Source organism: Kitasatospora sp. NPDC101155 (assembly GCF_044768305.1).
Taxonomy (GTDB): Bacteria; Actinomycetota; Actinomycetes; order Streptomycetales; family Streptomycetaceae; genus Kitasatospora.
The window spans coordinates 51,398-78,330 of record NZ_JBIWPN010000034.1 but is presented as its reverse complement, the minus strand read 5'-3'; the positions used below and the strand labels follow the sequence as shown (position 1 = coordinate 78,330).

Here is a 26,933-nt window from a genome sequence, read left to right as displayed (position 1 = left end):
CATAGCGTGATTGAGGGCCGGATCACACCGCGAGGTCGATCCGGCCCTCTTCCCGTTCGCTTCCGGCCCGGAGATCGACACTGCGGAGTGGATCAACTCCACTGCGTAGAACGGTGTTACCTAACAATTTGGGGACAAGGCCGAAAGTCTTGGACGAATTAGACATTCGCCACTGCGGTAACAGCACCGAATGCGGCAGTGTGGACGCGTAACCCCGTTCCGCTCCTCGCTAGGAGTACGTTCCGTGAGCGCCGTCTACACCATCCTGCTGCTGGTCCTGATCGCCGTGTCGACCGCCGCGCTGCTCCACCTCCGGGGACTCTCCCGCCGGCTGGACGCGCAGGCCGCGCCCGCACCGGTCGACGAGGCCGCGATACGCCGGGCCGTCGCCGAGGCGCTCGCCGCCGACCGTGAGCGGGAGATCACCGAGGCCCGGGCGTTCTGGGCCGAGCAGGAGGCCCGCGCGGCCGAGGACGCGCCACTGTTCGACTCCCCCTTCACCGGGGTGTTCACCGGCACCGAGGAGTGGCCGCTGTTCTTCCCCCGCCCCACCGGCCCGCAGGACGCCGCCGACAACGCCGGGACGATGGACCCGGAGTTCGGCGAGGCGCTGCGCTCCGCGCTGGAGGACCTGATCAACGAGGGCAGCACCGGCCCGGCCGAGCCCGGCACCGAGGGCGGCGCGCCGCTGCGCCCCGGCCACCCGGTCGGCGAGACCGCCAAGGACGCCCGGGCCCGCCGCGAGGCCGACCTGCTGGCCACCGGTCTGGAGGCCGGGCTGCTGGACATCGAGCCGGCCGTGGCGGACGCCCCGGTCGCCGCGCCCGACCCGCGCCGCCACCCCTCGCACCCCGACTTCGTGCCGAGCCAGGCGCCGTCCCGCGAGTGGACCGACACCCGGCTGGCTGCCCTCGCCGAGGAGGCCGTCGCCCTGGTCGACGTCCGCCCGGGCCCGCTGGGCACCCTGGACGTGTACGCCTTCGCCGACGGCACCACGCTGTGCGTGGCCCCGGGCGACCGGGAGGCCGCCTACCGGCTGATCGACGCGGTCCGCGCCGGTGAGCACGTCCGGCTGCTCGGCGGCTCGCGCTTCTCCGGCTCCTACTCGCTGACCTTCTCCACCGACGAGGAGGCCGTCTACGTGCTCGCCGACCGGGTGGTCGCCAGCATCTGACGCCACCTCGGCCGCACGACGCGCCGAAGGCCGGCCGGGTCCAGGAGTCACCGACCCGGTCGGCCTTCGGCACATCCGCGCCCGTACCGACTCAGGCGCAGAGCTCGGCGGTCTCCCGCACCGCGGCCACCGCCCCGGCCAGTACCTCGTCCACGGTGGCCGGCCCCTCCGGCAGTGGCACCACGGCGCCTCCGGGCAGCGCCGCGAGCGCGGCCGCCAGGTCGTGCCCGGCGACGGCCAGCTGGTCCCCCACCGCGAAGGCCCCGGCGTCCGGGAACTCCCGCTGCGGCCCGCCCTCCGCCGCCAGCGCCGGCACGGCCAGCCGCCGGGCCAACGCCAGCACGGCCGCCGCCCGCGAGGCGTGCCCGGGCACGGCGCCCAGCAGCTTGCTCTGCGGCAGCGAGCGGAAACGATCCGCCAGTTTGTCGACGGCTTCGACCAGGGGCTGTACGTCATGCATGCAGTCGAGCCTAGAACAGCGGAAAGCCGCCGGGCCCCGGAGCGGTTCGCTCCGGGGCCCGGCGGCAGTGGTACGGCGGGAACTGGGCGTCAGTCGTCGCCGCGCAGGCTCGCGATGAGGCGCAGCATCTCGAAGTAGATCCACACCAGCGAGAAGGTGAGCCCGAAGGCGGCGCGCCAGGCCTCCTCCTGCCGGGCGCCCCGGGCGATCGCCTCCTCGACCTCGTTGAGGTCCAGCGTCAGGTAGAACGCGCCGATGGCGATGCCGAGCAGGCCGATGCCGACGCCCAGCGGGCCTCCCCAGGTGTTGAGGCCGCCGCCGAACGCCCAGGCGACGCAGTTGATCAGCAGCAGCACCGAGAAGCCCAGGCCGATCGCGAGGCCGATCCGGCGGTACTTCGAGCTGACCCGGAGCCGACCGCTCTTGTAGACGTAGAGCGTCGCACCGAAGACCACCGCCGTGCCCAGCACCGCCTGGATCGCGATGCCGGACCAGATGGTGTTGAGGGCATGGGTGACCGCACCCAGCGCGAAGCCCTGGAACGCCGCGTAGGCCAGGACCAGGGCGGGGCTGATCTTCTCCCGGAACTGGACGACCAGACCGACGATCGCGGCGACCAACGATGCGCCGACCGCGAAGCCGAAGTTCTCGAACGGCAGCGTGAACCAGGCCACCGCACCGGCCGCGACCACGGTCAGCAGCGTCATGGCGGTGCGGGCGACCACGTCGTCGAGCGTCATCCGCCCGGTGGCCGTCGGGCCGGCCGACGGCCCGTTGTACATCTGGTACAGCTGCTCGTCCGTCAGCGGGCCCTGCCCCTGCGGTTGGGCGTAGGGGGTGCCCGCATAGGGGTTGCCGTACTGGCTCCCGGCCTGTGAGGCGGTACCGAACCCCGCGTAGCCGGGCTCGCGGGTGAAGGACCCCTCCCGCGAGAAGACCGGGTTGCTGCTTCTCATTGCTCATTCCCTCCGTGGCGGCACTGCACCGCCCGCGCACCAGGGTAATGGCTTGGCAAAAGATTCGGGATACGCCGCGAGGAGGATACGGTGAACGACTCCCGGCGGGGACGCCGACGGCGCCCCCGCGGGTCGAGTGGTGCCCGGAGCCGGACTCGAACCGGCACGGCCTCGCGGCCAAGCAGTTTTAAGCTGCCCGTGTCTGCGTTCCACCATCCGGGCGTCCTGCGAAAGCACCCCTGAGCCTAGTCGCCCGGCTCGCCCTTTCGCATGTTCCCAGCCCGGGAAGTTGTCATGTTTCCTTGCCATCTGACGAACTGTTCGGGATTTCGGCCACGAAGCACGGTGATTCCGGCCACCGGGCCTCCCACCGGGCCTCCCTCAGGGTTGTCCTCATACCGCAGGAGGAGGACCCAGCCCCACCCGTACGCCCGGCGGTGGTAGGGCCAACCCTTCGGCAGAGCGACGCCAGACCATGATCACGTCGCGGAGTATGGAGGTACACGTCAGCCAGCCAGCAAGGAGTAACCCCCGTGACCACGTCGACCGCAACCGCCGTCCTCACCGGTCGGGCGGCCGCCCGCGCCACCGGCCTGAACAAGGTCTACGGGGAGGGGGAGACCCGCGTCGTCGCCCTCGACAACGTCAGCGTCGTGTTCCCCCAGGGCGAGTTCACCGCCATCATGGGCCCCTCCGGCTCCGGCAAGTCGACCCTGATGCACTGCATGGCCGGCCTCGACACCGTCTCCTCCGGCTCCACCACCATCGGCGACACCGAACTCGTCGGCCTCAAGGACAAGCAGCTCACCCAGCTGCGCCGCGACCACATCGGCTTCATCTTCCAGGCCTTCAACCTCCTCCCCACCCTGACCGCCCTGGAGAACATCACCCTCCCGATGGACATCGCCGGCCGCAAGGTCGACAAGCCCTGGCTCGACCGCGTCGTCGACACCGTCGGCCTGTCCGGCCGCCTCAGCCACCGCCCCTCCCAGCTCTCCGGCGGCCAGCAGCAGCGCGTCGCCTGCGCCCGCGCCCTCGCCGGGAAGCCCGACATCATCTTCGCCGACGAACCCACCGGCAACCTCGACTCCCGCTCCGGCGCCGAGATCCTCTCCTTCCTGCGCAACTCCGTACGCGAACTCGGCCAGACCGTCGTCATGGTCACCCACGACCCCGTCGCCGCCTCCTACGCCGACCGCGTCGTCTTCCTCGCCGACGGCCGGATCGTCGACGAACTGCACACCCCCACCGCCGACACCGTCCTGGACCGCATGCGCCGCTTCGACGCCAAGGGCCGCACCAGCTGAGGCGACACCCAGTCAGGGCCCCACGGCCCGCCGACCCGCTTCACCGAACCTTCCCAGGACACCTCATGTATCGCACCGCTCTGCGCAACGTGCTGGCCCACAAGGGTCGCCTACTGATGACGGCGCTGGCCGTCATGCTCGGCACCGCCTTCGTCGCCGGCACCATGGTCTTCTCCGACACCTTCGGCAAGGCCCTGCGGGACAGCAGCTCCAAGAGCTACTCGGACGTCTCGGTCCAGGTCGTGGACAACGCGGCCGGCTCCGACGCCTCCGCCAGGCAGAGGAGCGAGAGCAGCCCCACCGTCCTCGACGACGCCACCGTCCAGCAGCTGGCCGCCCTGCCCGGCACCGCCACCGCCCGCGGCGTGGTCAGCGGCTTCACCGGGGTCGCCGACCACAAGGGCGACCTGATCGGCCAGGTCTGGTCCGCCAAGGGCGCCAACTTCGCCCCGGGCCCGGACGGCAGGGACCCGCGCTACCCGATGGCCGAGGGTCAGGGCCCGAAGGACGCCAAGGAGGTCGCCCTCGACCGCAAGACCGCCGACCGGGCGGGCTACAAGGTCGGCGACACCGTCCGGGTCGCCGTCAACGGACCGGTGATCGAGGCGAAGCTCACCGGGATCTTCACCACCGACGACCCGGTGGTCAGCACCGGCGGCACGCTCACCCTGTTCGACAAGGCCACCGCCCAGCAGACCCTGCTGGAGCCGGGCCGCTACAGCAGCATCGTGCTCACCGCCAAGCCCGGCACCTCCGAGGACGCGCTGCTCGCCCAGGCCCTGCCCAAGATCCCGTCCGACCACCAGTTCGTCGTCAAGACCGGTGCCACGCTCAACGTCGAGGAGCAGGAGCAGATCACCAAGGGCACCGACAGCATGCGCACCATGCTGCTGATCTTCGCCTTCATCTCGCTCTTCGTCGGCATCTTCATCATCGCCAACACCTTCACCATGCTGGTCGCCCAGCGCACCAAGGAACTCGCGCTGCTGCGGGCCATCGGCGCCAGCCGCAAGCAGGTCACCCGTTCCGTGCTGATCGAGGCCCTGCTGATCGGCACCGTCTCCGCGGTGACCGGCCTGCTGGCCGGCGTCGGGATCGGCGCCGGGATGCAGGCCCTGATCGGCTCGCTGAACGAGGACATGCCGAACGGCTCGCTGGTGATCAGGCCGCTCACCGTCGTCATGACCATCGTGGTCGGCGTCCTGGTGACGGTCCTGTCGGCCCTGCTGCCGGCCCTGCGCGCCGCCCGGATCGCGCCGGTGGCCGCGATGAGCAGTGGCGACCAGCCGGCCAGCCAGAAGAGCCTGGTGGTCCGCAACACCATCGGCTCGGTGCTCGCCGGCGGCGGTCTCGCGCTGATCGGTTACGGCGCCTCCACCGGCGACGACAGCGGCCGGATGCCGGTCGGTGCGGGTGCCTTCCTGGCCCTGATCGGCGTGTTCGTCCTGCTGCCGCTGCTCTCCCGCCCGGTGGTCGCGCTGGTCGGCCCGCTGCTGCGGGGGCTGGGCGGCACCCCGGGCAAGCTCGCCCAGCAGAACGCGGTGCGCAACCCGCGCCGCACCGCGGCCACCGCGGCCGCGCTCACCATCGGGCTGACCCTGGTCACCGGCCTCACCGTGATCGGCACCTCGGTCGGCGACACCATCGACCGGGCCGTCACCAAGTCGATGAAGTCCGACTACATCGTCTCGGCCGCCAACGGTATGAACCTGTCCGGCCAGGTGCCCGCCCAGATCGCCAAGGCCCCCGGGGTCGCGGCCTCCTCGCCGATGACCGCCGCCTACTGGAAGCTCAACGGCACCTCCAAGGCGATCACCGGCCTGGACCCGGACACCTTCGACCGGATCGCCGAGGTCAAGCTGACCAGCGGCTCCAGCGCCGCGCTCGGCAAGGGCCAGCTGCTGGTGGACCAGGACGTCGCCGCGAAGTTCAACGTCACCACCGGCTCGACGATGACCGCGTCCTTCCCGGACGGCTCCAGCGGCCAGCTCACCGTCGGCGGCGTGTACGAGAAGGGCGGCATGCTCGGCCCGGTCCTGCTGGCCAACGGCGAGATCGCCAAGCACGAGTCGAAGCCGTACGTCGCCGACGTCCTGGTCAAGGGCAAGGACGGCGCCACGGCCGAGCTCAAGCAGTCGCTCAAGGACGCCACCGGCGCCAACCCGGTGATCGAGGTCAAGTCCAAGCAGGACGTCCGGGACGACTTCAGCCAGGTCATCACCTTCGCGCTGAACCTGATGTACGGCCTGCTGGGGATGGCGGTCCTGATCGCGGTCCTGGGCGTGATCAACACGATGGCCATGTCGGTCTTCGAGCGCAAGCGCGAGATCGGGATGCTGCGGGCGATCGGCCTGGACCGCCGGGGCATCAAGCGGATGGTCCGACTGGAGTCGGTGGTGATCTCCCTGTTCGGTGCCGGGATCGGCCTGCTGCTCGGCTGCTTCATCGCCTGGGCGATCAACGGGACGCTGAAGTCCAGCCTTGCCGGGCTGACCACCGTCCTGCCGTACGGCCAGCTGGCACTGTTCCTGGCGCTGGCCGGGGTGGTCGGCCTGGTGGCCGCGATCTGGCCGGCCCGCCGGGCGTCCAAGCTGGACATCCTGTCGAGCATCAAGACCGACTGACGCCCGCCTCGAGCCAAAGGGCGCGCCGGTGCCGAAAGGGAGAAGCGAGGGAGCGACGAAGGAGCGGCTGAGCGCCGACCGTCGACACCGGGCCCAGAGCGCCCGGAGGCGAGTGGGCGAGTAACAGAGAGCCCCTGCCGGAGGGTTTCGGCAGGGGCTCTTCTACTGCTGTACTCCGCCCGGTCGCACGGCCGGCTGAGCACCACGGAGGTCGTGGTCCGGCGTCGCTGCCGGGCGGAGGGCCTCCGACTCATACCCCGGCGCTCCCACACCGGGGTCCAGTCGCTTACTTGCTGGCGAGCTCCTTGTCGGCGGCCGGCTCGGCGGCCTCGACGGGCTTGGTGGGCGGCGTGACCTCCTGGATCGGCAGCTGCGGCCGCTCCATCTGGGAGAGGCCGACCATCTCGCGCTTCAGGAACATCGCGAGGGTCCAGTCGGTGAAGACGCGGACCTTGCGGTTGAAGGTCGGGACCATCGCGCCGTGGTAGGCACGGTGGAACCACCAGGCCAGGCGGCCCTTCAGCTTGACCTTGCCGAAGAGGATCGCGACACCCTTGTGCAGGCCGAGACCGGCGACCGCGCCCAGGTTCTTGTGCTTGTACTCCTTCTGCGGGAAGCCCCGCATGCCGGAGATCACGTTGTCGCCGAGGACGACGGCCTGACGGCAGGCGTGCTGCGCGTTCGGCGGGCACCAGGCGCCCTCGCCGGAGGCGAGGTCCGGGACCTGGGCGTTGTCACCGGCGGACCAGACGTAGTCGAAGCCCTGGACCTGCAGGGTGGCCGCGGTGTCGACGTGGCCGCGCGGGCCCAGCGGCAGGCCGAAGTTGGCCAGCACCGGGTTCGGCTTGACGCCCGCCGTCCACACGATGGTGGAGGCGTCCATCTCCATGCCGTTCTTCAGCATGACGTGGCCGTCGATGCAGGAGTCCATCGAGGTCTCGATGTAGACCTCGATCTTCCGCTCCTCGAGCTTCTCCTTGGTCCACAGACCCAGGTCCGGGCCGACCTCGGGGAGGATGCGGTTGGCCGCCTCGACCATGACGAAGCGCATGTCGTCACGGCTGACGGTCTTGTACAGCTTCGACGCGTCGCGCGCCATGTCCTCGATCTCGGCGATCGTCTCGACGCCGGCGAAGCCACCGCCGATGACGACGAAGGTCAGCGCCTTGCGGCGGACCTCCTCGTCCGTGGTGGACTCGGCCTTGTCGAGCTGGGCCATGACGTGGTTGCGGAGGCCGATGGCCTCCTCGACCGTCTTCATGCCGATGCCGTTCTCCGCCAGACCCGGGATCGGGAAGGTGCGGGAGACCGAGCCGGTCGCGACGACCAGGTACTCGAAGGGCAGCTCGTAGCTGTCGCCGGCCGCGGGCTGGATGGTGGCGACCTTGCGGGCGTGGTCGATGCCGGTGACGGAACCGGTCAGCACCTCCGCCTGCTTGAGGGCGCTGCGCAGCGGCGCGACGAGGTTGCGGGGCGCGACGTTGCCGCCGGCCGCCTCGGGGAGGAAGGGCAGGTACGTCATGTACGACCGCGGGTCCACGACCGTGACGGTCGCTTCGCCGTAGCGCATCTTCTTGAGGATGCGCATCGCGGCATACAGGCCGACGTAACCACCGCCGACAATGAGGATGCGAGGACGCTCCGTGGTGCTCATATCCGAAAGTATCCAGCACCGTCCGAAGCAGCCTTCGTGAGCCCGGTCACAAGCGCATGGACACCCCGTGCTACAATCCGCCCCCACAAAAACGGCACCGGCACACCGGCTCACAACCCCCGACAGCGCCCCGTGAACACACGCCGGAGCACCACCCTGCTGAGCAGCAACGATCCGTGCAGCACCTGGGTTCCCGCGCGTGATTCCGATTTTCAAACCTCAAGCAAGGCCTGACCTGCGATCCAGCGGGCGTGACCACCGACAGGCCTTCGGTCTCACAATTCGGGCGTAGCGGGCCCCGGGGTGCGACGAATGACCCGATCGCCATGTGAAGAAATTCACGAACATTTCCGCCCGTGCCCGGGCAAGCCCCGGCCCCGGCACCCAGGAAGGGGTGCCGGGGCCGGTTCCGTAAGCCGTGCGGGCCGTCAGGAGGCCGTACTCCAGGCGATGCCGTCCAGGATGTCGTGCTCGCTCACGACCACCTCGGCGGCGCCGGTCCGCTCCATGATCTCCAGCAGCTCCAGCGCCCCGGCCGCGATCACGTCCACCCGGCCCGGGTGGATCGAGGGGATGGTCGCGCGCTCGGCGTGGGTGGCGCCGAGCAGCCGGCGGGCGATCCCGGCGACCTGCTCACGGCTGATCCGGGAGTGGTGGATCCGCTCGGAGTCGTACGCGGGCAGGTCCTGGGCGATCGCGGACACCGTGGTGACCGTCCCCGCGAGACCCACCAGGGTGGCCGCGCCGGTCAGCGGGACCACCTCCTCGGCCTTGTCGAGCTCGGCCCGGACGTGCGCCCGGGCTTCGGCGATCTGCTCCTCCGAGGGCAGTTCGGCGCCGCCGAAGTGCCGCTCGGTGAGCCGCACGCAGCCGATGTCCACCGAGCGCGCCGCCTGCACGTCCGCCCCGCCGAGCACGAACTCGGTCGAGCCGCCGCCGAGGTCGAACACCAGGTACGGCGCGGGGAACTGGCCGCTGGTCAGCTCCTTGGTGGCGCCGACGAAGGACAGGTGCGCCTCCTCCTCGCCGCTCACCACCTCGGGCTCGACGCCCAGGATGTCGCGCACGCCCTTGACGTACTCGTCGCTGTTCTCGGCGTCCCGGGAGGCGCTGGTGGCGACGAAGCGGGTGCGCTCGGGGCCGACGCCGAAGCCGGCGATGATCTCCTTGTACTCCCGGCAGGCCGCGAAGGTGCGGGCCAGCGCGTCCGGGTGCAGCCGACCGGTCCGGTCCACGTCCTGGCCCAGCCGGTTGATGATCATCCGACGGTCGAGGTCGGTGATCGCGCCGGTCTCCGGGTCGAGGTCCGCGACCAGCAGGCGGATCGAGTTGGTGCCGCAGTCGATCGCGGCCACGCGGGTCATGCTCACTCGGACTCCTGCTCCCGGGCGGATTCCTCGGCGACGAGCTTCTTGGCGGCGCGCTCGGCCGTCTTCTGCTGCTTGGCCGCGATCACGGCCTCGTGGTCCTGCTCCTTGGCGCGGTTGCGGGCGACCCGCTCACCGGCCGCCTCGACCTCGGCCGGGGAGACGCACGGGCCCTTGGCCCACCAGTCCTCCAGCATGCCGATCGCCTCGTCGCCGAGCGGGTTGACGCCCTCGCCGGCCGCCAGCGAGTGGCCGACCAGCACGTGCAGGCACTTCACCCGGTCCGGCATGCCGCCGGCGCTCGGGAAGCCCTCCAGCACCTCGATCGCGTCGCGCCGGGCGATGTAGTCCTCGTGCGCCTTCTGGTAGGCGGCGGCCAGCTCCGGGTCCTCGGCGAGCCGGGCGCTCTGCTCCTTCATCACGCCTTCCGCCTCCAGGGTGCCGATCAGCGAGGCGGCCTTGGGGCAGGTCAGGTAGTAGAGCGTCGGGAACGGCGTGCCGTCCGGCAGCCGGGGGGCCGTCTCCACGACGTCGGGGTTGCCGCAGGGGCAGCGGTGCGCGACACCGCGCAGGCCGCGCGGCACCCGGCCGAGCTGGGCGGCGATGGCCGCGACGTCGGCGTCGGAGACGGCGGGGTGGTTCTCAGTGGTCATGGGGGGTGGGGTCTCCAACGGGGGGCGGGGGGAGCGGACGGGGGGTCGCGGGGGCCAGCGCGACGGTGTCGGCGGCGTCCACCGAGTCCCAGACGCTGGCGTACCAGGGCTTGGCGGCCGCCTGGGCCGTACCGCCGGAGGAGGCGGGTGCGGCGGGCGCGGAGGGCTGGACGACCGGGCCGGCCGGATTCACCGCGATGTACGGGGTCTCCCCCGGCACCGCGTAGTGCAGCCGGGCGCGGGCCTGCGCCTTGACGTACTCCGGGTCCTGCCAGCGGGCCTTGTCCCGGCGCAGCTGGTCGACCTGCTGGCGCACGTGGTCGGCCTTCGCCCGCTGGGCGGAGATCTCGGCGCGCTGGGAGATGAACTGCCGCGTCGGGTAGGCCAGGATCGCCACCAGGGAGCAGAGCACCAGGACGAGGACGGTCGCCCGGCTCGTGAACCGGGGTCGGGCCGCCAAGCCCGGGATCCTCCAGCCAGCCATCTCCCGTATCCCCTCCTGGTCGCGACGGTGCCCCGCCGTCCACCCTACGGGGTGTGCGGCGGGGCACCGGTCAGGCTTGCGCTAGCTCGGCTGCTCAGCCCTCGTGCTTGCTGTGCTCACTCGCCTGCGGAGCGACTGTGCCTACTGGTCCGCGGAGCGGAAGCGCGGGAAGGCACCGCGGCCGGCGTACTCGGCGGCGTCGTCGAGGATCTCCTCGATGCGCAGCAGCTGGTTGTACTTGGCGACGCGCTCGGAGCGGGCCGGGGCACCGGTCTTGATCTGGCCGCAGTTGGTGGCGACGGCCAGGTCGGCGATGGTGACGTCCTCGGTCTCGCCGGAGCGGTGCGACATCATGCAGCGGTAGCCGTTGCGCTGGGCCAGCTCGACGGCGTCCAGAGTCTCGGTCAGCGAGCCGATCTGGTTCACCTTCACCAGCAGCGCGTTGGCGGTGCCGGTCTCGATGCCCTTGGCCAGGCGGGCCGGGTTGGTGACGAACAGGTCGTCACCGACCAGCTGGACCTTGTCGCCCAGCTTGACGGTCATGGCCTTCCAGCCGTCCCAGTCCGACTCGTCCAGCGGGTCCTCGATGGAGACCAGCGGGTAGGCGGCGACCAGCTCGGCGTAGTACTCGATGAGCTCGGCGGCCGACAGGGCCTTGCCCTCGAACTGGTAGGCGCCGTCCTTGTAGAACTCGGAGGCGGCGACGTCCAGGGCCAGCGCGATGTCACGGCCGGGCACGTAGCCGGCCTTCTGGATGGCCTCGGTGATGAGGTCCAGGGCCTCGCGGTTGCTGTCCAGGTTCGGCGCGAAGCCGCCCTCGTCGCCGAGGCCGGTGGACAGGCCGCGCTCCTTCAGCACGCCCTTGAGGGTGTGGTAGACCTCGACGCCCCAGCGGACGGCCTCGGAGAAGGACTCCGCGCCGATCGGGGCGATCATGAACTCCTGGATGTCGACGTTGGAGTCCGCGTGCGAGCCGCCGTTGAGGATGTTCATCATCGGGACCGGCAGGACGTGCGCGTTCGGGCCGCCCAGGTAGCGGAACAGCGGCAGGTCGCTGGCCTCGGAGGCGGCGTGCGCGACGGCCAGCGAGACGCCCAGGATGGCGTTGGCGCCGAGCGAGGACTTGTCGGGGGTGGCGTCCAGGTCGAGCATGGCCTGGTCGATCAGGCGCTGCTCGGTGGCGTCGTAGCCGACGAGCTCCGGGCCGATCTGCTCGATGACGGCCAGGACGGCCTTCTCGACGCCCTTGCCGAAGTAGCGGTTCTTGTCACCGTCGCGCAGCTCCAGCGCCTCGAAGGCGCCGGTCGAGGCACCCGACGGGACAGCGGCACGACCGGTGCTGCCGTCGTCGAGGCCGACCTCGACCTCGACCGTGGGGTTGCCGCGCGAGTCGAGGATCTCACGGGCTACGACGACATCGATGGACGGCACGAGGCATCTCCTTGCGGAAGCAGGGTCCGGCTGACGGTGGTGCTGTCAGCGGGACGATTGCGGAGTCGTTACGACCCAGAGCCTAACCGCCCGGGCTCCCGGGGCCACGTTGGCCTCGGTCCCGTCTCAGCGTGTGGCCCTGCTACCCCCCGGTAGTTCACCTGCTTGTCCCAGTCTGTCCCCCCGGCGCGGACGAATGCGGACGAAGGGGGCCGGGCGCGGCCCCCTTCGTCCCCGGGGTGTTGTTCGAGGTCCTACGGACCGGTTCAGCTGAGGTGCAGGATCTGGCCGGGCATGATCAGGTTCGGGTCCCCGCCGACCGTGCCGCGGTTGCCGTCGTACAGCGCCTGCCAGCCGCCGGACACGCCCTGGGCGGCGGCGATGCTCGACAGGGTGTCACCGGAGTGGACGGTGTAGTCGTGGCCGGCAGGGGCGGCCTGGGCCGGCTGGGCGGCACGCGGGGCGGCGTGCTTCGGAACGTACTGCTGGACCGGCTGCTCCGCGGGCGTTTCGGCCTGCTTCGGGGCGGCGTGCTTCGGTGCGTACGGCTGGGCGGGCTTCGCGTCCGCCTTGGGGGTCTGCTGCTTCGGAGCCTGCTGCTTCGGGGTCTGCTGCTTGGGCGTCTGCTGCTTGGGCGTCTGCTGCTGGGGGGCGGACTGCGGCTTGGCGTCCGAGGAGGTGTCGACCGCGGCCGGGGCACCGCCCTTGCTCAGGCCCGCCTTGACGGAGCAGACCGGCCAGGCGCCCGGGCCCTGGGAGGCCAGCACCTTCTCGGCGACCGATATCTGCTGGCCCTTGCTGGCCTGGTTGGCCTGCGGCGCGTAGGCGGTGCCGCCGTACGCCTTCCAGGTGCTGGAGGTGAACTGCAGGCCGCCGTAGAAGCCGTTGCCGGTGTTGATGCTCCAGTCGCCGCCGCTCTCGCACTGGGCGACGGAGTCCCAGGCGGAGGCCGGGGCGGCGGAGGCGCCGGTGGCGGCGAGGAGCGGCATCGCGAGTCCGACGCCGGCCACACCGGCGACGGCGATGGCCTTCTCGGCCTGGGTGCGACGACGGTGACGGCCAGTTCCAACGAACAGCATGAAGGGTCCCTCTCCGCACGCCTGCGAGGTGAGCTGTCGGGTTCGGACCGGGAGGTGGCCCGGCCGCCGTGCGCGGAAACGTTCCGCTCGGGCGGCTTCACCCCAAGCCGTGGAGGACGGCAACAAACCTGGTTCCCCCGCCCCTGCCCAAGGGTCTGGTCGGTTTCCCGTGGCGCGGCGGGCAGGATTCGGCGTTCCGCGCACGAGGTCCGCAGCTGCGAACTCCAGGGAGACTAGACAGATCCTCAGACCAATCACAAGCTCATATCGTCGACATCACACCGGAATTACGGCACGTGACCAATCGCCTACCAACTGCGCCCGTTTGTCCGGATTGATGGGCGTTCACACCGTCATCAGGAGCGTGTCGACGACGCCCAGTCAGCGTGTCGGAGCCTCAGGAAGGGCATGCGGAGACCGGATCTCGGGACTGAATTCGACCGGAAGTTCGCGCAATCCACGCATGATCAGGCCACCTCGCCAGCGGAGATTCTCCGGAGTTTCGGCCAGTCGCAGATCGGGAAGTCGGGAAAGCAGCGTGGCCAGCGCGGCACGTCCTTCGAGCCGGGCCAGCGGGGCGCCGATGCAGTAGTGGATGCCGTGCCCGAACCCCAGGTGGGGATTGTCGGTTCGGGCCAGGTCGAGGGTGTTCTCGTCCGCGAACCGGTCCGGGTCGCGGTCCGCCGCCGCCAGTACCACCAGCACCGGATCGCCCACCGGGATGTCCACCCCGCCGATGGTCAGCGGCCTGGTCGCGAACCGCCAGGTCGCCAGCTCCACCGGCCCGTCGTAGCGCAGGAGTTCCTCGATCCCGGTCTCCAGCAGCGCGGTCTCCCCGCGCACCACCGACTCCTGCAGCAGCGCCCGCTGCCCCGGGTTGCGCAGCAGCGCGTACGTCCCGTTGCCGATCAGGTTGACGGTCGTCTCGAAACCGGCGAACAGCAGGATGAAGGCCATCGCGGCCGCCTCGTTCTCGGTCAGGTGCTCGCCGTGGTCACTGGCCCTGATCAGGCCGGAGATCAGGTCGTCACCGAGATCGGCCCGCTTGCGGTGGATCAGCTCCAGCAGGTACGCCCGCATCCGCTTCACCGCCCGCCCCACGCCCCCGCGTTGGCCCCCACCATGTCGGATCATCATCCCGGCCCAGTCGCGGAAGTCGTCCTGGTCCTCGGCCGGCACGCCCAGCATGTCGCAGATCGCGTAGATGGGGAGCGGGAAGGCGAACTCGTGGATCAGGTCCGCCGAGCCGCGCTGCGCGAAGCCGTCGATCAGCCGGTCGGTGAGCTGCTGCACCCGCGGCTCGAACTCGGCCACCCGGCGCGGTGTGAACGCCTTGGACACCAGTCGGCGCAGCCGGGTGTGGTCCGGCGGGTCGATGTTCAGCAGGTGGGTCATCAGGTCCGCCTGCCGCTCCCCCGGGATGCCCACCCGGCCGGTGCGGTGCGCCTGCTCGCTGTGGTGCGCCGGGTTCTTCGACAGCCGGCTGTCCGCCAGCGCCTGGCGTGCGTCCGCGTACCGCGTCACCAGCCAGGCCTCCACGCCGCTCGGCAGCCTGGTGCGGTGCACCGGGGCGTGCTCGCGCAGCCAGGCGTAGGCCGGGTACGGGTCGGCGGCGAACTCCCAGGTGAAGAGCTGCGGGGCGGGCTGGGCGGCGTCGGACTGAGCAGGCATGGGTCGACCGTAGCTGCTGGGTCGGGCGCGTCCCGACCGTTCCCGACCGTCAACACGTCGCGAACGGCGCGCGAGCGGGTCGCCAACGCTCCGTGGACGGCCGGTGGACGGTCCGTGGACAGCTCTTGGACAGCTCTTGGCCAGGTGGCAGGCGTGAGTCTGGTCACCTGCGGGGTAATCCCTGTTGCGGAGGGTCAGGTCGTGCCTACGATCCTCCGCAGTATGCGTGGGCGCCGGTGCGGTGTCGCCCACAGGGAGGAGCAGACCATGCGGGTCAGCGGGGCAGTCGTCGTCATCGCGGTACTCGACGGCGGTTCGGGAGCCGGCCTCGCCCGCCGGTTCACCGCGGCCGGCGCCGCCGGGATGCTGATCGCCGACACCCACGTCGGTGTCGCCGAGGACCTCGCCGCCGAACTCGACCGGCCGGGCTGCCCCGTCGTCGGCGTCGGCGCCGACATCCGCCGCCCCAGCGACGTCGCCGCCCTGGTCGACACCGCCGAGAAGCACCTCGGGCCGATCGACCTCTTCTGCGTCGCCGGCCCGAACGGCGAGCGGATCGTCTCCCTCGCCGACCTTCCCGACCACCTCGACCTGGAGCGCCTCGCCGAACTCCTCGCCCTGGTCGGCGAGGCCATCGGCGAACTCGTCCCGCCGCAGCGGCGCCCGACCGGGCACACCGCCACGGCGGCCTGAGCCGCTACTCCGGCCTCAGCCGTTACTCCGGCTTGAGCCCCTCGGCCGCGCGCACCGCGTTCCGGTAGCCCCGCGCGGCCGAGCGCAGCGCCGCGTCCACGTCCACCCCGGCGTCGTGCGCCCGCTGCACCACCGCCAGCAGCAACCGGCCCGCCGACTCCGCGGTCAGCTCCGCCGGCAGCTCGTACGGCTCGTCCGGCACGCCCTCGAACCCCGCCCGGCGCACCCGGGACACCAGCTTCGCCGCGTACGCCAGCGCCGGCAGCCCGGCCGGCACGCCGTCCAGCACCGACTCCCGGTCCGCCTTCTCCGCCGCCTTCAGCTGCTCCCAGTTCGCCTCCACCTCGGCGGCGCCCTCGGCCTCGACGTCCCCGAACACGTGCGGGTGGCGGTACACCAGCTTCTCCACGATGTCCCCGGCCACGTCGTCGATGGTGAACGGCCCGGTCGGGTGCTCCTCGGCGATCCGGGAGTGGAAGAACACCTGGAGCAGCACGTCGCCCAGTTCCTCGCGCAGCGTGTCCCGGTCCCCCTCCTCGATCGCCTCGACCAGCTCGTACGCCTCCTCGACCAGGTACTTCACCAGGCTCTCGTGCGTCTGCTCGGCGTCCCACGGGCACCCGCCGGGCGAGCGCAGCCGGTCCATCACCGACACCAGGTCCAGCAGCCGCGAACCGGGCAGGTCGTACGAACCCGGCAGCACCTCGATCTCCGGCACCTCCCCGGCGTGCTCCACCGCCAGCCGCGCCAGCGCGTCCGTCAGCCCCGGATCACCGTCCGGGCTCCCCAGCCACACCGTCGGCCCCGCCCCGGCCGGCTGCTCGGTCAGCATCCGCGCCAGGGCCGGCGCCGACTCCGCCGCCGCCGCCTCGACCGCCACCCCGGCCTGCCGCACCGCGGCCACCTGCGGATGCCCCTCGTCCCCCACCAACACCCGCCCGGCCGACCGCAACGCCTCCCACGCCGGCCACGCCAGCAACCCGGGGGCCACCCGGTGGGTGGTGGTCAGCAGGATCAACTTCGCGCCCGCACTGTTCGTCGGCACAGCATTCGTCGTCACACCTCGAACCTACCCGCCCCTCGACGGAAGGGCCGGGCCGCGGGCAGACCCGTCGCCCCCGGCGACTTCCCGCCCCCGAACCCGGCTCCCGAACCACACGCTCAACCCGCCCCACCGCCCTCCGGCACCCACGGAAGATCGGGCCCCGATCTGGCGGACCGCCAGGCCGGACCCACCAGCTGGCACAGGAAGTCGAACCCGTCGACCTCCCGCTCCTCCACGAGCGGCAGACGGTTGACACCAAGCGGCCGACGAGGGCGGCGGATTGCCAGGGGCAAGGAGCCGGAGCCAACACGACGAGCGAGCTCAGACCCGAGCCCCCGGCTCCCAGCTGCCGCAGAAGCGGGTCGGGGGTCAGCGCGCGGGGGGCCAGGGGGTGGAGTGGTGGGGCTGGAGGGTGGTGAGGGATTGGCGGAGGCGGCGGACGGCGGGGTGGTGGGGGCCGTCGCGGCGTTCGCGTTCGAGGAGGACTTGGAGGAGCCAGTGCCAGGCGTTCTGGGGGTCGCCGGTGGCGGCGAGGTGGAGGCCGATGCGTTCGCGGAGGTCGTAGGCGCGCTCGGGGTCGGTGTCGAGGCCGGATTCGAGGCGGGCGGTGTGGGCGGCGAGCAGGGCCTGGTACTCGGCGAGGGCTTCGGGGCCGTGGCCGAGTCGGTCGAGGCAGAGGGCGGCACGGTAACGGTGGTCGAGGCCCTGGGGGCCGTGCGGGCCGCCGTCCGCGGTGGCGGCGAGGCGGCGGTACTCGGGGAGGGCCTGCTGGGGGTGGCCCTCGTGGAGGAGGGTGCGGGCGTAGATGGTGCGGATGGTGCGGACCAGGGGCGCGCTCTCGCCGAGGTCGGCCTCGGCGCGGGGCAGCAGGCCGGCGGCGAGGCCGAGGACCTCGGCGTGGCGTCCGGCGTCGACCAGGTCGGAGAGGCGGGCGCATTCCGCACCGAGGTCCGGGCCCGAGGGGACGGCGGGAGGTGTCGAAGGGGCGGGAGGTACGAGGAACGGCCGCGGCTCCGAGCGGACCACCGGGGCGGCGGCCGCCACGGCCGACGGCTGCGGCTGCGGCTGGTGCGGGTAGCGGAAGGGGCGTGCGGGGTCGGGCAGCGGCGTGAGGCGCGGCTGCAGTGCGCCCTCAGTCGGGGGCAGCAGTGGGAGCAACTGCGCGTACACCGTCTGGGCGTCGGCGGGGCGGTCGGCGGGCTGCTTGGCGAGGAGGTCGAGGACCAGCCGTTCCAGCGGCTGCGGCACCTCAGGGCGCAACTCGCGCAGCGGGACGGGCGGTTCGTCGACGTGTCGGCGCAGGACGCCGAGAGCGGTGGGCGCCCGGAAGGGCTCCTCGCCGGAGAGCATCTCGTGCAGCAGGCAGCCCAGCGAGTAGAGGTCGCTGCGCGGGTCGGTGGTGGCGGCGAGGGCCTGCTCGGGGGCCATGTAGGCGGGGCTGCCGATGGGCACGCCGGTGAGGGTGAGACGGGTGGTCTCGGTGTCGAGGGCGGTGGCGATGCCGAGGTCGAGCAGGACGGTGCGGCCGTCCGTGCGGACCATGACGTTGCTCGGCTTGAGGTCGCGGTGGACCACCGGGATGGCGTGGACGGCCGCCAGCGCCCCGCAGAGCTGGGCCGCGACGGCCACCGCGCGCTCGACCGGGAAGGGCGCGTCCTCCGCGATGAGGTCGGCGAGGCTGACACCGGGGACGCGCTGCATGACGAGGTAGAGCTCGCCCTCGTCCTCGCCCGCGTCGAAGACGGTGACCAGGCCGGGGTGGTCGAGCGCGGCCGTCACCCGGCACTCGCGCAGGAAGCGGCGACTCAACTCGTCGCCGTGACGGCGGCGTTCGGTGCTCGTGGCGCCGGTGCCGAACCCGCTGCCGGAGCCGCCGGGCAGCAGGTGTTCGGGGCGGAGCAGTTTGACGGCGACCGGGCGGTGCAGCCGTTCGTCCTGCCCGGCCCAGACCTGGCCCATGCCGCCGTGGCCGATCTTCTCGGTGAGCCGGTAGCGTCCGGCGATCAGCCTGGTGCCGGTCACGAGCCGCCCTCGCCGGCCTGACGTCGCAACAGTTCGCCGAGTTCACGCAGGTCGTGGGCCGTTTCGGCGGCCGGGGCGAGGGCCGCGGCCGTCTCGCCGTACCCGGGCACGGTGGCCGCGTACGGCGAGACGGCCTGCGGTGCGTACGGCGAGCCGACCGGCGGCCCGTACGACGGGGCGGCCGGAGGCCCGTACGACGGACCGGTCGGCGAGGTCGGGTACTTGGACGCGGGACGGCCGGCCTCCCAGACCGCGCGGCTGTCCATCGCCAGGAAGTGCACGGTCGGCGTAAACCACAGCACGCCGAGGGTGATCCCGCCGGTGACGTCGGCGGTCGGGTCCTTGAGGCTGCCCGCGATCCCGGCGGAGACGATGAGCGTCAGCAGCAGCGCGCAGAACACCACCGCGCCGACGATGTCGTACGCCCGCCTGCGCCGGACCGCCAGCAGCAGCGCCGGGACCGCGCCGAGCAGGCCGAAGGACAGCAGCGGGGCGAGCGCGCACAGCACCCGGACGGTCACCCCGAACCGGCCCGGGACCGGGGCCCGCCCGGCAGCCGGGGCGGCCCCCGGAACCGACCCCGGAAACGCGCCCTGAACCGGCGCCGGGCCGTACGGCGGGCCGCCGGGCGTCGGTCCGTACGGCCCGGGTTGCTGCCCTGACATGTGTGCTCCTGAGCTGGAGGGAACCGGCGCCGACCGTGACACGGACGGCCCAGCACACCGTACCGCCCGGCCCGGCGGCCCCGGAGTCCTTCGGTCCGGTCGATGCCGAGCCGACGCCTGGCCGGTACTGAACCGACGTCAGTCCTCCGGCGGCGTCAGGACACCCGTCGCCAGGGCGTCCGTCGCGGCCCGGGCCAGGGTGTGGCCGAGGGCGGCGGCCTGGGTGAGGGCGGTGTCGAAGGCGGCGAGGCGGGCGAAGGCGGCGCCGAGGCGCCGCTGGGCGGGGAGCGGGAGGCGGGGCAGTTCGACGCGGCGGATGTCGAGGCGGGCGGTGGTGGTGGCGTGGCTGGCGGCGCGCCGGGTGCCTGCGGTGGAGCGGAACTGGCCGGCCAGGAACTCCGGGTCGAGCGCGGCGGGGTCGGGCCGCAGCAGGTGGAGTTGGCGGCCGAGGGCGGCGCCGACCAGCGGGCCCTCGGCGGGGACGACGCGGGCAGCGCCGCCACCGAGCGCCGGGACCAGGACGTCGCCCGGGCGGGTGCGGACGTCCCCGGCGGTGCCGGCGGTGCCGACGGCGTCCGTGGCGGCGAGGACGGCGCTGGGCGGGGCGCCGGTGGCGAGGTCCTGGTCGGTGATCACGGGGGTGCCGCCCGGGGCGGCGCCGGCCGGACGGGTGGCGGCGCCGGTGCCGGAGGAGTGCACCTCCAGCGCGCCGCTGCGGACCAGCTCGCCCACGGTGACCACGCCGGCCGGGGCCGCGCCGACGGCTGGTTCCGCACCGGGCTGCGGGAGCAGCCCGACCGGGTCGGCCAGGCCGGCCAGCAGCTCGGCCAACCGGGCACCGAGGTGCGAGAGTTCGGCCGCCCCGCCGAGTCGGACGGCGGGCGGGACGTGTCGGGCCGGGGAGAGGTCGGTCTCGTCGTCCAGCAGGTCGATGGCGGCCATGGTCCGGTGGACCCCGGGGCGGTCGGCGGGAACCGGCAGGCCCTCCCGGGCGGCGAGGTCGAACCCGCGCCAGGAGCCCAGGACGACCCGGCGCAGTTCGGGCCAGTCCACCTTGTCCCGACCGCCCTCCGCGGCCGCCGGGCCCGCGGTCCGGGCCGGACCGGCCGGCGCCGCCCCGGCATCGACCAGCAGGACCTGCCGGAAGTCGTCGCCCGGCTTGGGGGCGCGGAGCACCCAGAGGTGCAGCGGGACGCCGTACGGCGGGGCGGCCCCGGCGGGCAGCGCGATGACGGCGCGCAGGGCGCCGGTGCGGAGCAGCTCGGCCCGGATGCGGCGGCCGGCCCGGCGGGCGGCGACGGCCGGCGGGAGGAGCAGGGCGGCGAGGCCGCCGGGGCGGGTGTGGGCGAGGCAGTGCAGCACCCAGGCGAGTTCGGACTCGCCGCGCGGCGGGACCAGGCCGCCGAGCCAGCGGGTGTCGAACTGCAACTCGTCGTGGCCCCAGTCACGTTCGTTGTACGGGGGCTGGCAGAGCACCGCCTCGAAGGTGTCCCCGGGGTAGCCGTCGGCGCGCAGGGCGTCGCCGGTGCGCAGGTCGAGCGGGAGCGGGCCGGGTTCGTCGGCGGGGGTGTGCAGGGCGAGCCGGAGCCGGGTGAGGGCGGCCGCGACCGGGTCGGCGTCCTGGCCGTAGCGGCCGGTGGTCGGCGGGTGGGCGAGCAGGACGGCGCCGAGGCCGACGGCCGGGTCCAGCACGGTGGCGGGGACTCCGGCGACGGCGGCGAGCAGCTCGGCGGCCTCCGGCGGGGTCGGGCTGAGCTGACGGGTGTTGGCCTCGGCGTGGCGGGTGAGCAGTTGCTCGTACGCGCCCGCCGGACCGGCCTCGGCCGCGAGGGCGGCGAGCAGCCGGGCGAGGTCCAGCTGGGTGCTCCCGAGCAGGCTGGGCAGACGCAGGTCGCGCGGGCCGTCCGGACCGAAGGTGTGAACGGCGGTGTCAGCGACGACGCGGGGCAGCGCGGTGGCGAGCCGGGTGTCGGGCTGGTCGGCGAGTTCGACCCAGCGGCCGGGGGCGCGGTGCAGCAGCAGGAGCACGGCGCCGGCGTCGACCAGCGGGGCGGCGGGGTGGCCGGCCGGGTCGCGCAGGGTGTCGATCAGCTGCCAGACCCGTTCCAGCAGCGGGAGTTCGGCGATCTTGCCCTGGGCGCGCAACCAGGACTCGACCTCGTCGAGCGCGAAGGTCGGGCTGGTGTCGGTGCCGCCGACCGGACGGGGGAAGTCGGGGTGGCGGCGGCGCCAGTTGCTGACCGCGGCGCGGCCGACGCCGGCCAGCCGGGCGATCTCGACGGCGGTCACTTCGGGGCGGTCCGGCACGGGAGGCTCCTTCGATCGGGGTGACCGCGCGGCACGGCGCTGTGACCGCACAGCATAGCGACACCACCCTCCGGCTCCGTTCACGTGTGAACGGAGCTCTTTCGTGAATTCCCATTGACACAGTTCACGGCCGGTGGTGTGATTTCCCCGTCGCCACCGAGCAGGGGCGGCAGCCACCAGCACCGTCGACCACCGGGAGAACAGCCATGTCCGCCACCGCCCGCCGCACCACCAGCGCCCGCCGCGCCCGCCGCACCCGCCGCACCGCCGCCCTGCTGCTCGGCGCCGCGCTGGTCTCCCTCACCGCGACCGCCTGCAACTCCACCGGCGGCGCCTCCGTCTCGACCGAGGCGAAGCAGACCGCGGCCGCCTCCGCCGCCCCCGGCTCCGCCCAGCCCGCCGCGGGCGGCGCGGCCGGCGCGGCCGGCGCGGCCGGCAAGTCCACCGACACCCCCAAGGCCCCCGCCAAGGTCGCCGACACCATCGCGCTCAAGAGCACCGACACCGGGAACACCGCCGACGTCACCGCGGTGAAGGTGGTCGACCCGGCCGAGAGCGCCAACGAGTACCTCAAGCCCGCCGACGGCAAGCGCTACGTCGCGGTGCAGTTCCAGATCAAGGCCACCGGCGCCCAGGCCTACTCCGAGGCCCCGTTCAGCAGCGCCAAGGTCGTGGACACCCAGGGCCAGGCCTACGGCGCGAGCCTCGCGGAGACCAAGGCCGGCCCGGCCTTCCAGACCCCCACCAACATCGCCCCCGGTGACACCGGCAAGGGCTTCGTCACCTTCGAGGTCCCGAACGACGCCAAGCTCGACAAGGTCCAGTTCGCCCTGGACAACGGCTTCGCCAGCCAGATCGGCCAGTGGAAGATCGGCTGACGCCTGCGTTCACGGCGCGCACCACCGCGCGCCGAACGGACGGACCCCGGACGGACAAGGCCCCGGACAGACGGAACGGCGGCCCCGGACAGAGCCCGAGACCGCCGTGAACCACCGACCAGCCGGTGCTACTTCTTCGCCCCCGCCAGGTCGTCGAACATGGCCGACAGGAACTCCGTGCACCAGCCCAGCAGTTCCCGCCCGACCAGCGGCTTGCCGCCGATCCGACCGGTGCTCGGCCGGGGCACCAGCAGCTGCTGGGCCGCCGCCTTGACCTGGCTGCGCGGGTAGAGCCGGTTCAGCCGCAACTGCTGGGACTCCCGCAGCTCCACCGGCCCGAAGCGGATGTTCGAGCCCTGCAGGGTGATGTCCGAGATCCCGCACCGCCGGGCGTACAGCCGCAGCGCCGCGACCAGCAGCAGGTTCTCCACCGGCTCGGGCAGCTTGCCGTAGCGGTCCACGAGTTCGTCCCGGACCTGCTGGATGTCCGACTCCGAGTTGACCGCCGCGATCGAGCGGTAGGCCTGCAGCCGCAGCCGCTCGCCGGGCGCGTAGTCGTGCGGCACGTGGGCGTCGACCGGCAGCTCGATCTTCACCTCCAGCGGCTCCTCCTCCGGCTCGCCGCCGTTCGCCAGCGACTCGCGGAACTCGGCCACCGCCTCGCCGACCATCCGCATGTAGAGGTCGAAGCCGACCCCCGCGATGTGCCCGGACTGCTCGCCGCCGAGCAGATTGCCCGCGCCGCGGATCTCCAGGTCCTTCATCGCGACGTACATGCCGGCGCCCATCTCGGTGTGCTGGGCGATGGTGGCCAGCCGCTCGTGCGCGGTCTCGGTGAGCGGCTTCTCCGGCGGGTACAGCATGTACGCATAGCCGCGCTCGCGACCGCGCCCGACCCGGCCGCGCAGCTGGTGCAGCTGGGAGAGGCCGAAGGTGTCGCCGCGCTCGACGATCAGGGTGTTGGCGTTGGAGATGTCGATGCCGGACTCCACGATCGTGGTCGACACCAGGACGTCGAACTCCTTCTCCCAGAAGTCGACGACGACCTTCTCCAGCTGGGTCTCCCCCATCTGCCCGTGCGCGGTGGCGATCCGCGCCTCGGGCACCAGGTCCTTCAGCCGGGCGGCGGCCTTGTCGATCGACTCCACCCGGTTGTGGATATAGAACACCTGGCCCTCGCGCAGGAGTTCACGCCGGATCGCGGCCGAGATCTGCTTCTCGTCGTACGGCCCGACGAAGGTCAGCACCGGGTGCCGCTCCTCCGGCGGGGTGGTGATGGTGGACATCTCGCGGATGCCGGTGACCGCCATCTCCAGGGTGCGCGGGATCGGGGTCGCGGACATGGTGAGCACGTCCACGTTGGCGCGCAGCTTCTTCAGCTGCTCCTTGTGCTCGACGCCGAAGCGCTGCTCCTCGTCGACGATGACCAGGCCGAGGTCCTTGAACCTGGTCTCGGAGGAGAACAGCCGGTGGGTACCGATGACGACGTCCACCGAGCCCTCGAACAGCCCCTCCAGGACGGCCTTGGCCTCGCTGTCGGTCTGGAAGCGGGAGAGCGCCTTCACGCTGACCGGGAAGTTGGCGTACCGCTCGGCGAAGGTGGAGAAGTGCTGCTGCACCAGCAGGGTGGTCGGCACCAGCACCGCCACCTGCTTGCCGTCCTGCACCGCCTTGAACGCGGCCCGCACCGCGATCTCGGTCTTGCCGTAGCCGACGTCACCGCAGATCAGCCGGTCCATCGGAACGGACTTCTCCATGTCCGACTTGACCTCGGCGATGGTGGTCAGCTGGTCCGGCGTCTCCGCGTACGGGAAGGCGTCCTCCAGCTCGCGCTGCCACGGGGTGTCCGACCCGAAGGCGTGCCCGGGCGCGGCCATCCGCGCCGAGTACAGCTTGATCAGGTCGGCGGCGATCTCCTTGACCGCCTTCTTGGCCCGCTGCTTGGTCTTCGCCCAGTCCGCGCCGCCGAGCCGGTGCAGCGTCGGGGCCTCGCCGCCGACGTACTTGGTGACCTGGTCCAGCTGGTCGGTCGGCACGAACAGCCGGTCGCCGGGGTGGCCGCGCTTGGCGGGGGCGTACTCCAGCACCAGGTACTCGCGGGTGGCGCCCTGGACGGTGCGCTGCACCATCTCGACGTACCGGCCGACGCCGTGCGCCTCGTGGACGACGTAGTCGCCGGCCACCAGGGCCAGCGGGTCGATCGCGTTGCGGCGCCGGGACGGCATCCGGCGCATGTCCTTGGTGGAGGACTTCTGGCCGGACAGGTCGGTCTCGGTGACGACGGTGAGCTTCAGGTTCTCGTCCACGAAGCCGTGCTCGATCGAGCCGCAGGAGACGTAGACGACGTCCCGGGTGGGCGCCTCGGCGAGGTCGGCGACCAGCCGGGCCGGGATGCCCTCGTTGCCCAGCACCTCCGCGAGCCGGGAGGCGGGCCCGTGGCCCTCCGTCACCATGACGACCCGCCAGTCGGCGGCCAGCCGCTCCTTGGCGTCGGCGATCGCCCGGGCGGTGTCGCCCCGGTAGGCCTCGACGGCGTGCATGCCGAGGGCCAGCGTGTTGGCATCGAACTCCAGGATGCCGTCCACGGACGACTCGCTGGTCGCGAACGGGCTGACGGACCACCAGGGCAGCCCGATCTCGTCAGCGTGCTCGCGCACCTCGGCGAGCGAGCGCAGCGAGGCGGCGGAGACGTCGATGGCCTCCAGGTCGATCGGCCGGTCCCCGCCGGCCGCCGCCGCGACCCAGGAGGCGTGCAGGAACTCCTGACTGGTCGCCACCAGGTCGCCGGCCCGGGTGCGGACCCGCTCCGGGTCGCAGACCACCGTGACCGAGCCGAGCGGCAGCACGTCGAGCAGCAGCTCCATGTCGTCCACCAGCACCGGCGCCAGCGACTCCATGCCCTCGACCGCGATGCCCTCGGCGATCCTGTCCAGGATCTCGGCCAACCCGGGGTGTGCGGCGGACAGTTCGGCGGCCCGCGCCCGCACCTCGTCGGTCAGCAGCAGCTCACGGCAGGGCGGCGCCCACAGGCCGTGCTCGGCGATCTCCAGCGAGCGCTGGTCGGCGACCTTGAAGTAGCGGATCTCCTCGACCTCGTCGCCCCAGAACTCCACCCGCAGCGGGTGCTCCTCGGTCGGCGGGAAGACGTCCAGGATGCCGCCACGGACGGCGAACTCGCCGCGCTTCTCGACCAGTTCGACCCGCGCGTAGGCGGCCGCGGCGAGCCGGCGGGCCACCTCCTCCAGGTCGTGCGACTCACCGCGCCGGACGGCCACCGGCTCCAACTCGGCCAGCCCCTTGACCTGCGGCTGCAGCACCGAGCGGACCGGGGCGACGATCACCTGCACCGGCCCGGCCGCAGGGTCGTCCGCCCGCGGGTGCACGATCCGCCGCAGCACGGCCAACCGGCGGCCGACGGTGTCCGAACGGGGCGACAGCCGCTCGTGCGGCAGGGTCTCCCAGGCCGGGTACTCGGCGACGGCGTCGGCGGGCAGCAGCGAGCGCAGCGAGGCGGCCAGGTCCTCGGCCTCCCGGCCGGTCGCGGTGACGGCGAGCACCGGGCGGCCCCGGTCGCCGGCGGCCTGCCCGGCCAGCGCGCGGGCCAGCGCGGCGATGGCGAACGGCCGGGCGGCGGGCGGTCCGACCAGGTCCAGGTGGCGGCGGCCGCCGGCCGCGGCTCCGGTGGCGGTGGCCGCGTCGATCGCCTCGGCGAGCGCCGCGTCGCGCGCCACGACATCGAGCAGTCCGGTCAGGCTCATCTGGGGTCTCTTCTTCGTCCCGTGGCTGGTGCTGCCTCCGGGCGGCGAAGGCCCGCCGGGGCAACGCGAACGGCCCGGCGCGCCGAGCGGCCGGGGGTCTCCAGCCTACGCCGCGGCACGGACGGGCACGCGGTGTACGACCCCGGCGGGGCCGGGCGGGGGCGAACCGGCGGCCGCGACCCCACAGCTGTCAGGGACACGACCGCAGATGAACCACTGGACGGAACACCGGACGGCCGGTGGACGAACCAGCCGGGCGCCGGTCCACATCCGGGCTCCGCCATCCGCCACGAACTGGACATATTCCGGTCACTGGCCGTCCATGGAGATCGCGCACCATGGTGAACGTGCCCGCCGCACCCAACCGTGGGGGATGGCTGTGGCGGCACTGTCGCACCCCCGATGGGGGTCGGAGGTGCGAGGCCGGGCGGCCCTGGGTGGGGGCGCCCGCCAAAGCGCCGGGAACCGTGGCGCCCTTTCCTGGAGGGCGCCGCGGGTCTCGGCAGCGGCGCTTCGTCCACCCGTTCACCGCCCGGTCCGCCCGCAGGTCGGCCCGGACGTAAACACCCGCCCGGTCGGCGAAGGCCGGACCGCCGCCGCGGGAGCCGTTCGAAGGACCGCTACCGGCGCCGGCTGATCGACCGTGACGCGGAGGCCCCGACCGCCCGCAAGGAGACGGTCGGGGCCCAGGACGCCCGACTCACC

18 protein-coding genes, 1 tRNA gene, 1 pseudogene and 1 riboswitch are annotated in these 26,933 nt (G+C 72.6%); of the genes and pseudogenes, 5 read left to right on the top strand and 15 right to left on the bottom strand.

The features are described 5' to 3' along the window. The first annotated feature begins 244 nt into the window (after window positions 1–244). Complete coding sequence (locus tag ACIRYZ_RS34275; protein WP_402951959.1) at window positions 245–1,174, top strand: hypothetical protein; 930 nt, start codon at window positions 245–247, stop codon at window positions 1,172–1,174. Between the two features lie 91 nt (window positions 1,175–1,265). Here ACIRYZ_RS34275 and ACIRYZ_RS34270 read toward each other — a convergent pair whose 3' ends face one another. From ACIRYZ_RS34270 to ACIRYZ_RS34260, 3 genes are all read right to left on the bottom strand, one after another. Continuing rightward, the gene (locus tag ACIRYZ_RS34270; RefSeq protein WP_402951957.1) at window positions 1,266–1,634 is read right to left on the bottom strand and encodes a hypothetical protein; all 369 of its coding nucleotides are present in this window, start codon (window positions 1,632–1,634) and stop codon (window positions 1,266–1,268) included. A gap of 89 nt (window positions 1,635–1,723) precedes the next feature. Beyond that, complete coding sequence (locus tag ACIRYZ_RS34265; protein ID WP_402951956.1) at window positions 1,724–2,590, bottom strand: Bax inhibitor-1/YccA family protein; 867 nt, start codon at window positions 2,588–2,590, stop codon at window positions 1,724–1,726. A gap of 137 nt (window positions 2,591–2,727) precedes the next feature. Next, a tRNA-Leu gene (locus tag ACIRYZ_RS34260) sits at window positions 2,728–2,812 on the bottom strand. A gap of 311 nt (window positions 2,813–3,123) precedes the next feature. Between ACIRYZ_RS34260 and ACIRYZ_RS34255 the strand changes: the two genes are divergently transcribed. Both ACIRYZ_RS34255 and ACIRYZ_RS34250 read left to right on the top strand, forming a co-directional pair. Next, window positions 3,124–3,897, top strand: a complete 774-nt coding sequence (locus tag ACIRYZ_RS34255; RefSeq protein WP_402951954.1) for an ABC transporter ATP-binding protein — start codon at window positions 3,124–3,126, stop codon at window positions 3,895–3,897. A 65-nt stretch (window positions 3,898–3,962) separates the two neighbouring features. Beyond that, on the top strand, window positions 3,963–6,521 hold the full coding sequence (locus tag ACIRYZ_RS34250; protein WP_402951953.1) for an ABC transporter permease: 2,559 nt from the start codon (window positions 3,963–3,965) through the stop codon (window positions 6,519–6,521). Between the two features lie 286 nt (window positions 6,522–6,807). Here ACIRYZ_RS34250 and ACIRYZ_RS34245 read toward each other — a convergent pair whose 3' ends face one another. The 7 genes and pseudogenes from ACIRYZ_RS34245 to ACIRYZ_RS34215 form a co-directional block, all read right to left on the bottom strand. Next, window positions 6,808–8,175 (bottom strand): NAD(P)/FAD-dependent oxidoreductase, encoded by a 1,368-nt coding sequence (locus ACIRYZ_RS34245; RefSeq protein WP_402951951.1) that lies wholly within the window; start codon window positions 8,173–8,175, stop codon window positions 6,808–6,810. A 428-nt stretch (window positions 8,176–8,603) separates the two neighbouring features. After that, complete coding sequence (locus ACIRYZ_RS34240) at window positions 8,604–9,539, bottom strand: exopolyphosphatase (RefSeq protein ID WP_402951978.1); 936 nt, start codon at window positions 9,537–9,539, stop codon at window positions 8,604–8,606. 146 nt (window positions 9,540–9,685) lie between these two features. Beyond that, window positions 9,686–10,213, bottom strand: a pseudogene (locus ACIRYZ_RS34235) (DUF501 domain-containing protein); the annotation flags it as partial. Further along, window positions 10,185–10,655: a septum formation initiator family protein gene (locus ACIRYZ_RS34230; protein ID WP_402951949.1), complete on the bottom strand. Its 471-nt coding sequence runs from the start codon at window positions 10,653–10,655 to the stop codon at window positions 10,185–10,187. The pseudogene ACIRYZ_RS34235 and the gene ACIRYZ_RS34230, both read right to left, overlap by 29 nt. 165 nt (window positions 10,656–10,820) lie before the next feature. Beyond that, complete coding sequence (eno, locus tag ACIRYZ_RS34225; RefSeq protein WP_393027208.1) at window positions 10,821–12,110, bottom strand: phosphopyruvate hydratase; 1,290 nt, start codon at window positions 12,108–12,110, stop codon at window positions 10,821–10,823. A gap of 266 nt (window positions 12,111–12,376) precedes the next feature. Next, window positions 12,377–13,189 carry a transglycosylase family protein gene (locus ACIRYZ_RS34220; protein ID WP_402951948.1) on the bottom strand — a complete coding sequence of 271 codons (813 nt, stop codon included), beginning with the start codon at window positions 13,187–13,189 and terminating at the stop codon, window positions 12,377–12,379. Between the two features lie 4 nt (window positions 13,190–13,193). Beyond that, a riboswitch (cyclic di-AMP (ydaO/yuaA leader) is annotated at window positions 13,194–13,360 on the bottom strand. Window positions 13,361–13,570: 210 nt separating this feature from the next. Beyond that, a complete protein-coding gene (locus ACIRYZ_RS34215) occupies window positions 13,571–14,860 on the bottom strand; it encodes a cytochrome P450 (protein WP_402951946.1) in 1,290 nt (429 codons plus the stop codon). 267 nt (window positions 14,861–15,127) lie between these two features. Here ACIRYZ_RS34215 and ACIRYZ_RS34210 point away from each other — a divergent pair, with 267 nt between their 5' ends. After that, window positions 15,128–15,553: an SDR family NAD(P)-dependent oxidoreductase gene (locus tag ACIRYZ_RS34210; RefSeq protein WP_393027202.1), complete on the top strand. Its 426-nt coding sequence runs from the start codon at window positions 15,128–15,130 to the stop codon at window positions 15,551–15,553. Window positions 15,554–15,575: 22 nt separating this feature from the next. Here the strand turns inward: ACIRYZ_RS34210 and ACIRYZ_RS34205 are convergent, their stop codons facing one another. From ACIRYZ_RS34205 to ACIRYZ_RS34190, 4 genes are all read right to left on the bottom strand, one after another. Beyond that, on the bottom strand, window positions 15,576–16,613 hold the full coding sequence (locus tag ACIRYZ_RS34205) for a MazG family protein (protein ID WP_402951944.1): 1,038 nt from the start codon (window positions 16,611–16,613) through the stop codon (window positions 15,576–15,578). 354 nt (window positions 16,614–16,967) lie between these two features. Beyond that, the gene (locus ACIRYZ_RS34200) at window positions 16,968–18,620 is read right to left on the bottom strand and encodes a protein kinase (protein WP_402951942.1); all 1,653 of its coding nucleotides are present in this window, start codon (window positions 18,618–18,620) and stop codon (window positions 16,968–16,970) included. Next, entirely contained in the window at window positions 18,617–19,285 is a 669-nt protein-coding gene (locus ACIRYZ_RS34195; protein ID WP_402951940.1) for a hypothetical protein, read from the bottom strand. Before ACIRYZ_RS34195 ends, ACIRYZ_RS34200 begins: the two co-directional genes overlap by 4 nt. Before the next feature lie 138 nt (window positions 19,286–19,423). Then, window positions 19,424–21,592 (bottom strand): N-6 DNA methylase, encoded by a 2,169-nt coding sequence (locus ACIRYZ_RS34190; RefSeq protein WP_402951938.1) that lies wholly within the window; start codon window positions 21,590–21,592, stop codon window positions 19,424–19,426. 206 nt (window positions 21,593–21,798) lie between these two features. On the opposite strand from ACIRYZ_RS34190, the gene ACIRYZ_RS34185 reads away from it, so the two are divergent. Further along, window positions 21,799–22,470, top strand: a complete 672-nt coding sequence (locus ACIRYZ_RS34185) for a DUF4352 domain-containing protein (protein WP_402951937.1) — start codon at window positions 21,799–21,801, stop codon at window positions 22,468–22,470. Between the two features lie 128 nt (window positions 22,471–22,598). Here the strand turns inward: ACIRYZ_RS34185 and mfd are convergent, their stop codons facing one another. Continuing rightward, window positions 22,599–26,228, bottom strand: a complete 3,630-nt coding sequence (gene mfd, locus ACIRYZ_RS34180; RefSeq protein WP_402951935.1) for a transcription-repair coupling factor — start codon at window positions 26,226–26,228, stop codon at window positions 22,599–22,601. Window positions 26,229–26,933 lie beyond the last annotated feature (705 nt).

Bases quoted from the DNA above. Each gene is read 5' to 3' on its own strand.
- ACIRYZ_RS34270 (WP_402951957.1), bottom strand. From the start codon at position 1,634: ATGCATGACGTACAGCCCCTGGTCGAAGCCGTCGACAAACTGGCGGAT.
- ACIRYZ_RS34265 (WP_402951956.1), bottom strand. From the start codon at position 2,590: ATGAGAAGCAGCAACCCGGTCTTCTCGCGGGAGGGGTCCTTCACCCGC.
- ACIRYZ_RS34250 (WP_402951953.1), top strand. From the start codon at position 3,963: ATGTATCGCACCGCTCTGCGCAACGTGCTGGCCCACAAGGGTCGCCTA.
- ACIRYZ_RS34245 (WP_402951951.1), bottom strand. From the start codon at position 8,175: ATGAGCACCACGGAGCGTCCTCGCATCCTCATTGTCGGCGGTGGTTAC.
- ACIRYZ_RS34240 (WP_402951978.1), bottom strand. From the start codon at position 9,539: ATGACCCGCGTGGCCGCGATCGACTGCGGCACCAACTCGATCCGCCTG.
- ACIRYZ_RS34220 (WP_402951948.1), bottom strand. From the start codon at position 13,189: ATGCTGTTCGTTGGAACTGGCCGTCACCGTCGTCGCACCCAGGCCGAG.
- ACIRYZ_RS34215 (WP_402951946.1), bottom strand. From the start codon at position 14,860: ATGCCTGCTCAGTCCGACGCCGCCCAGCCCGCCCCGCAGCTCTTCACC.
- ACIRYZ_RS34210 (WP_393027202.1), top strand. From the start codon at position 15,128: ATGCGGGTCAGCGGGGCAGTCGTCGTCATCGCGGTACTCGACGGCGGT.
- ACIRYZ_RS34195 (WP_402951940.1), bottom strand. From the start codon at position 19,285: ATGTCAGGGCAGCAACCCGGGCCGTACGGACCGACGCCCGGCGGCCCG.
- ACIRYZ_RS34185 (WP_402951937.1), top strand. From the start codon at position 21,799: ATGTCCGCCACCGCCCGCCGCACCACCAGCGCCCGCCGCGCCCGCCGC.
- mfd (WP_402951935.1), bottom strand. From the start codon at position 26,228: ATGAGCCTGACCGGACTGCTCGATGTCGTGGCGCGCGACGCGGCGCTC.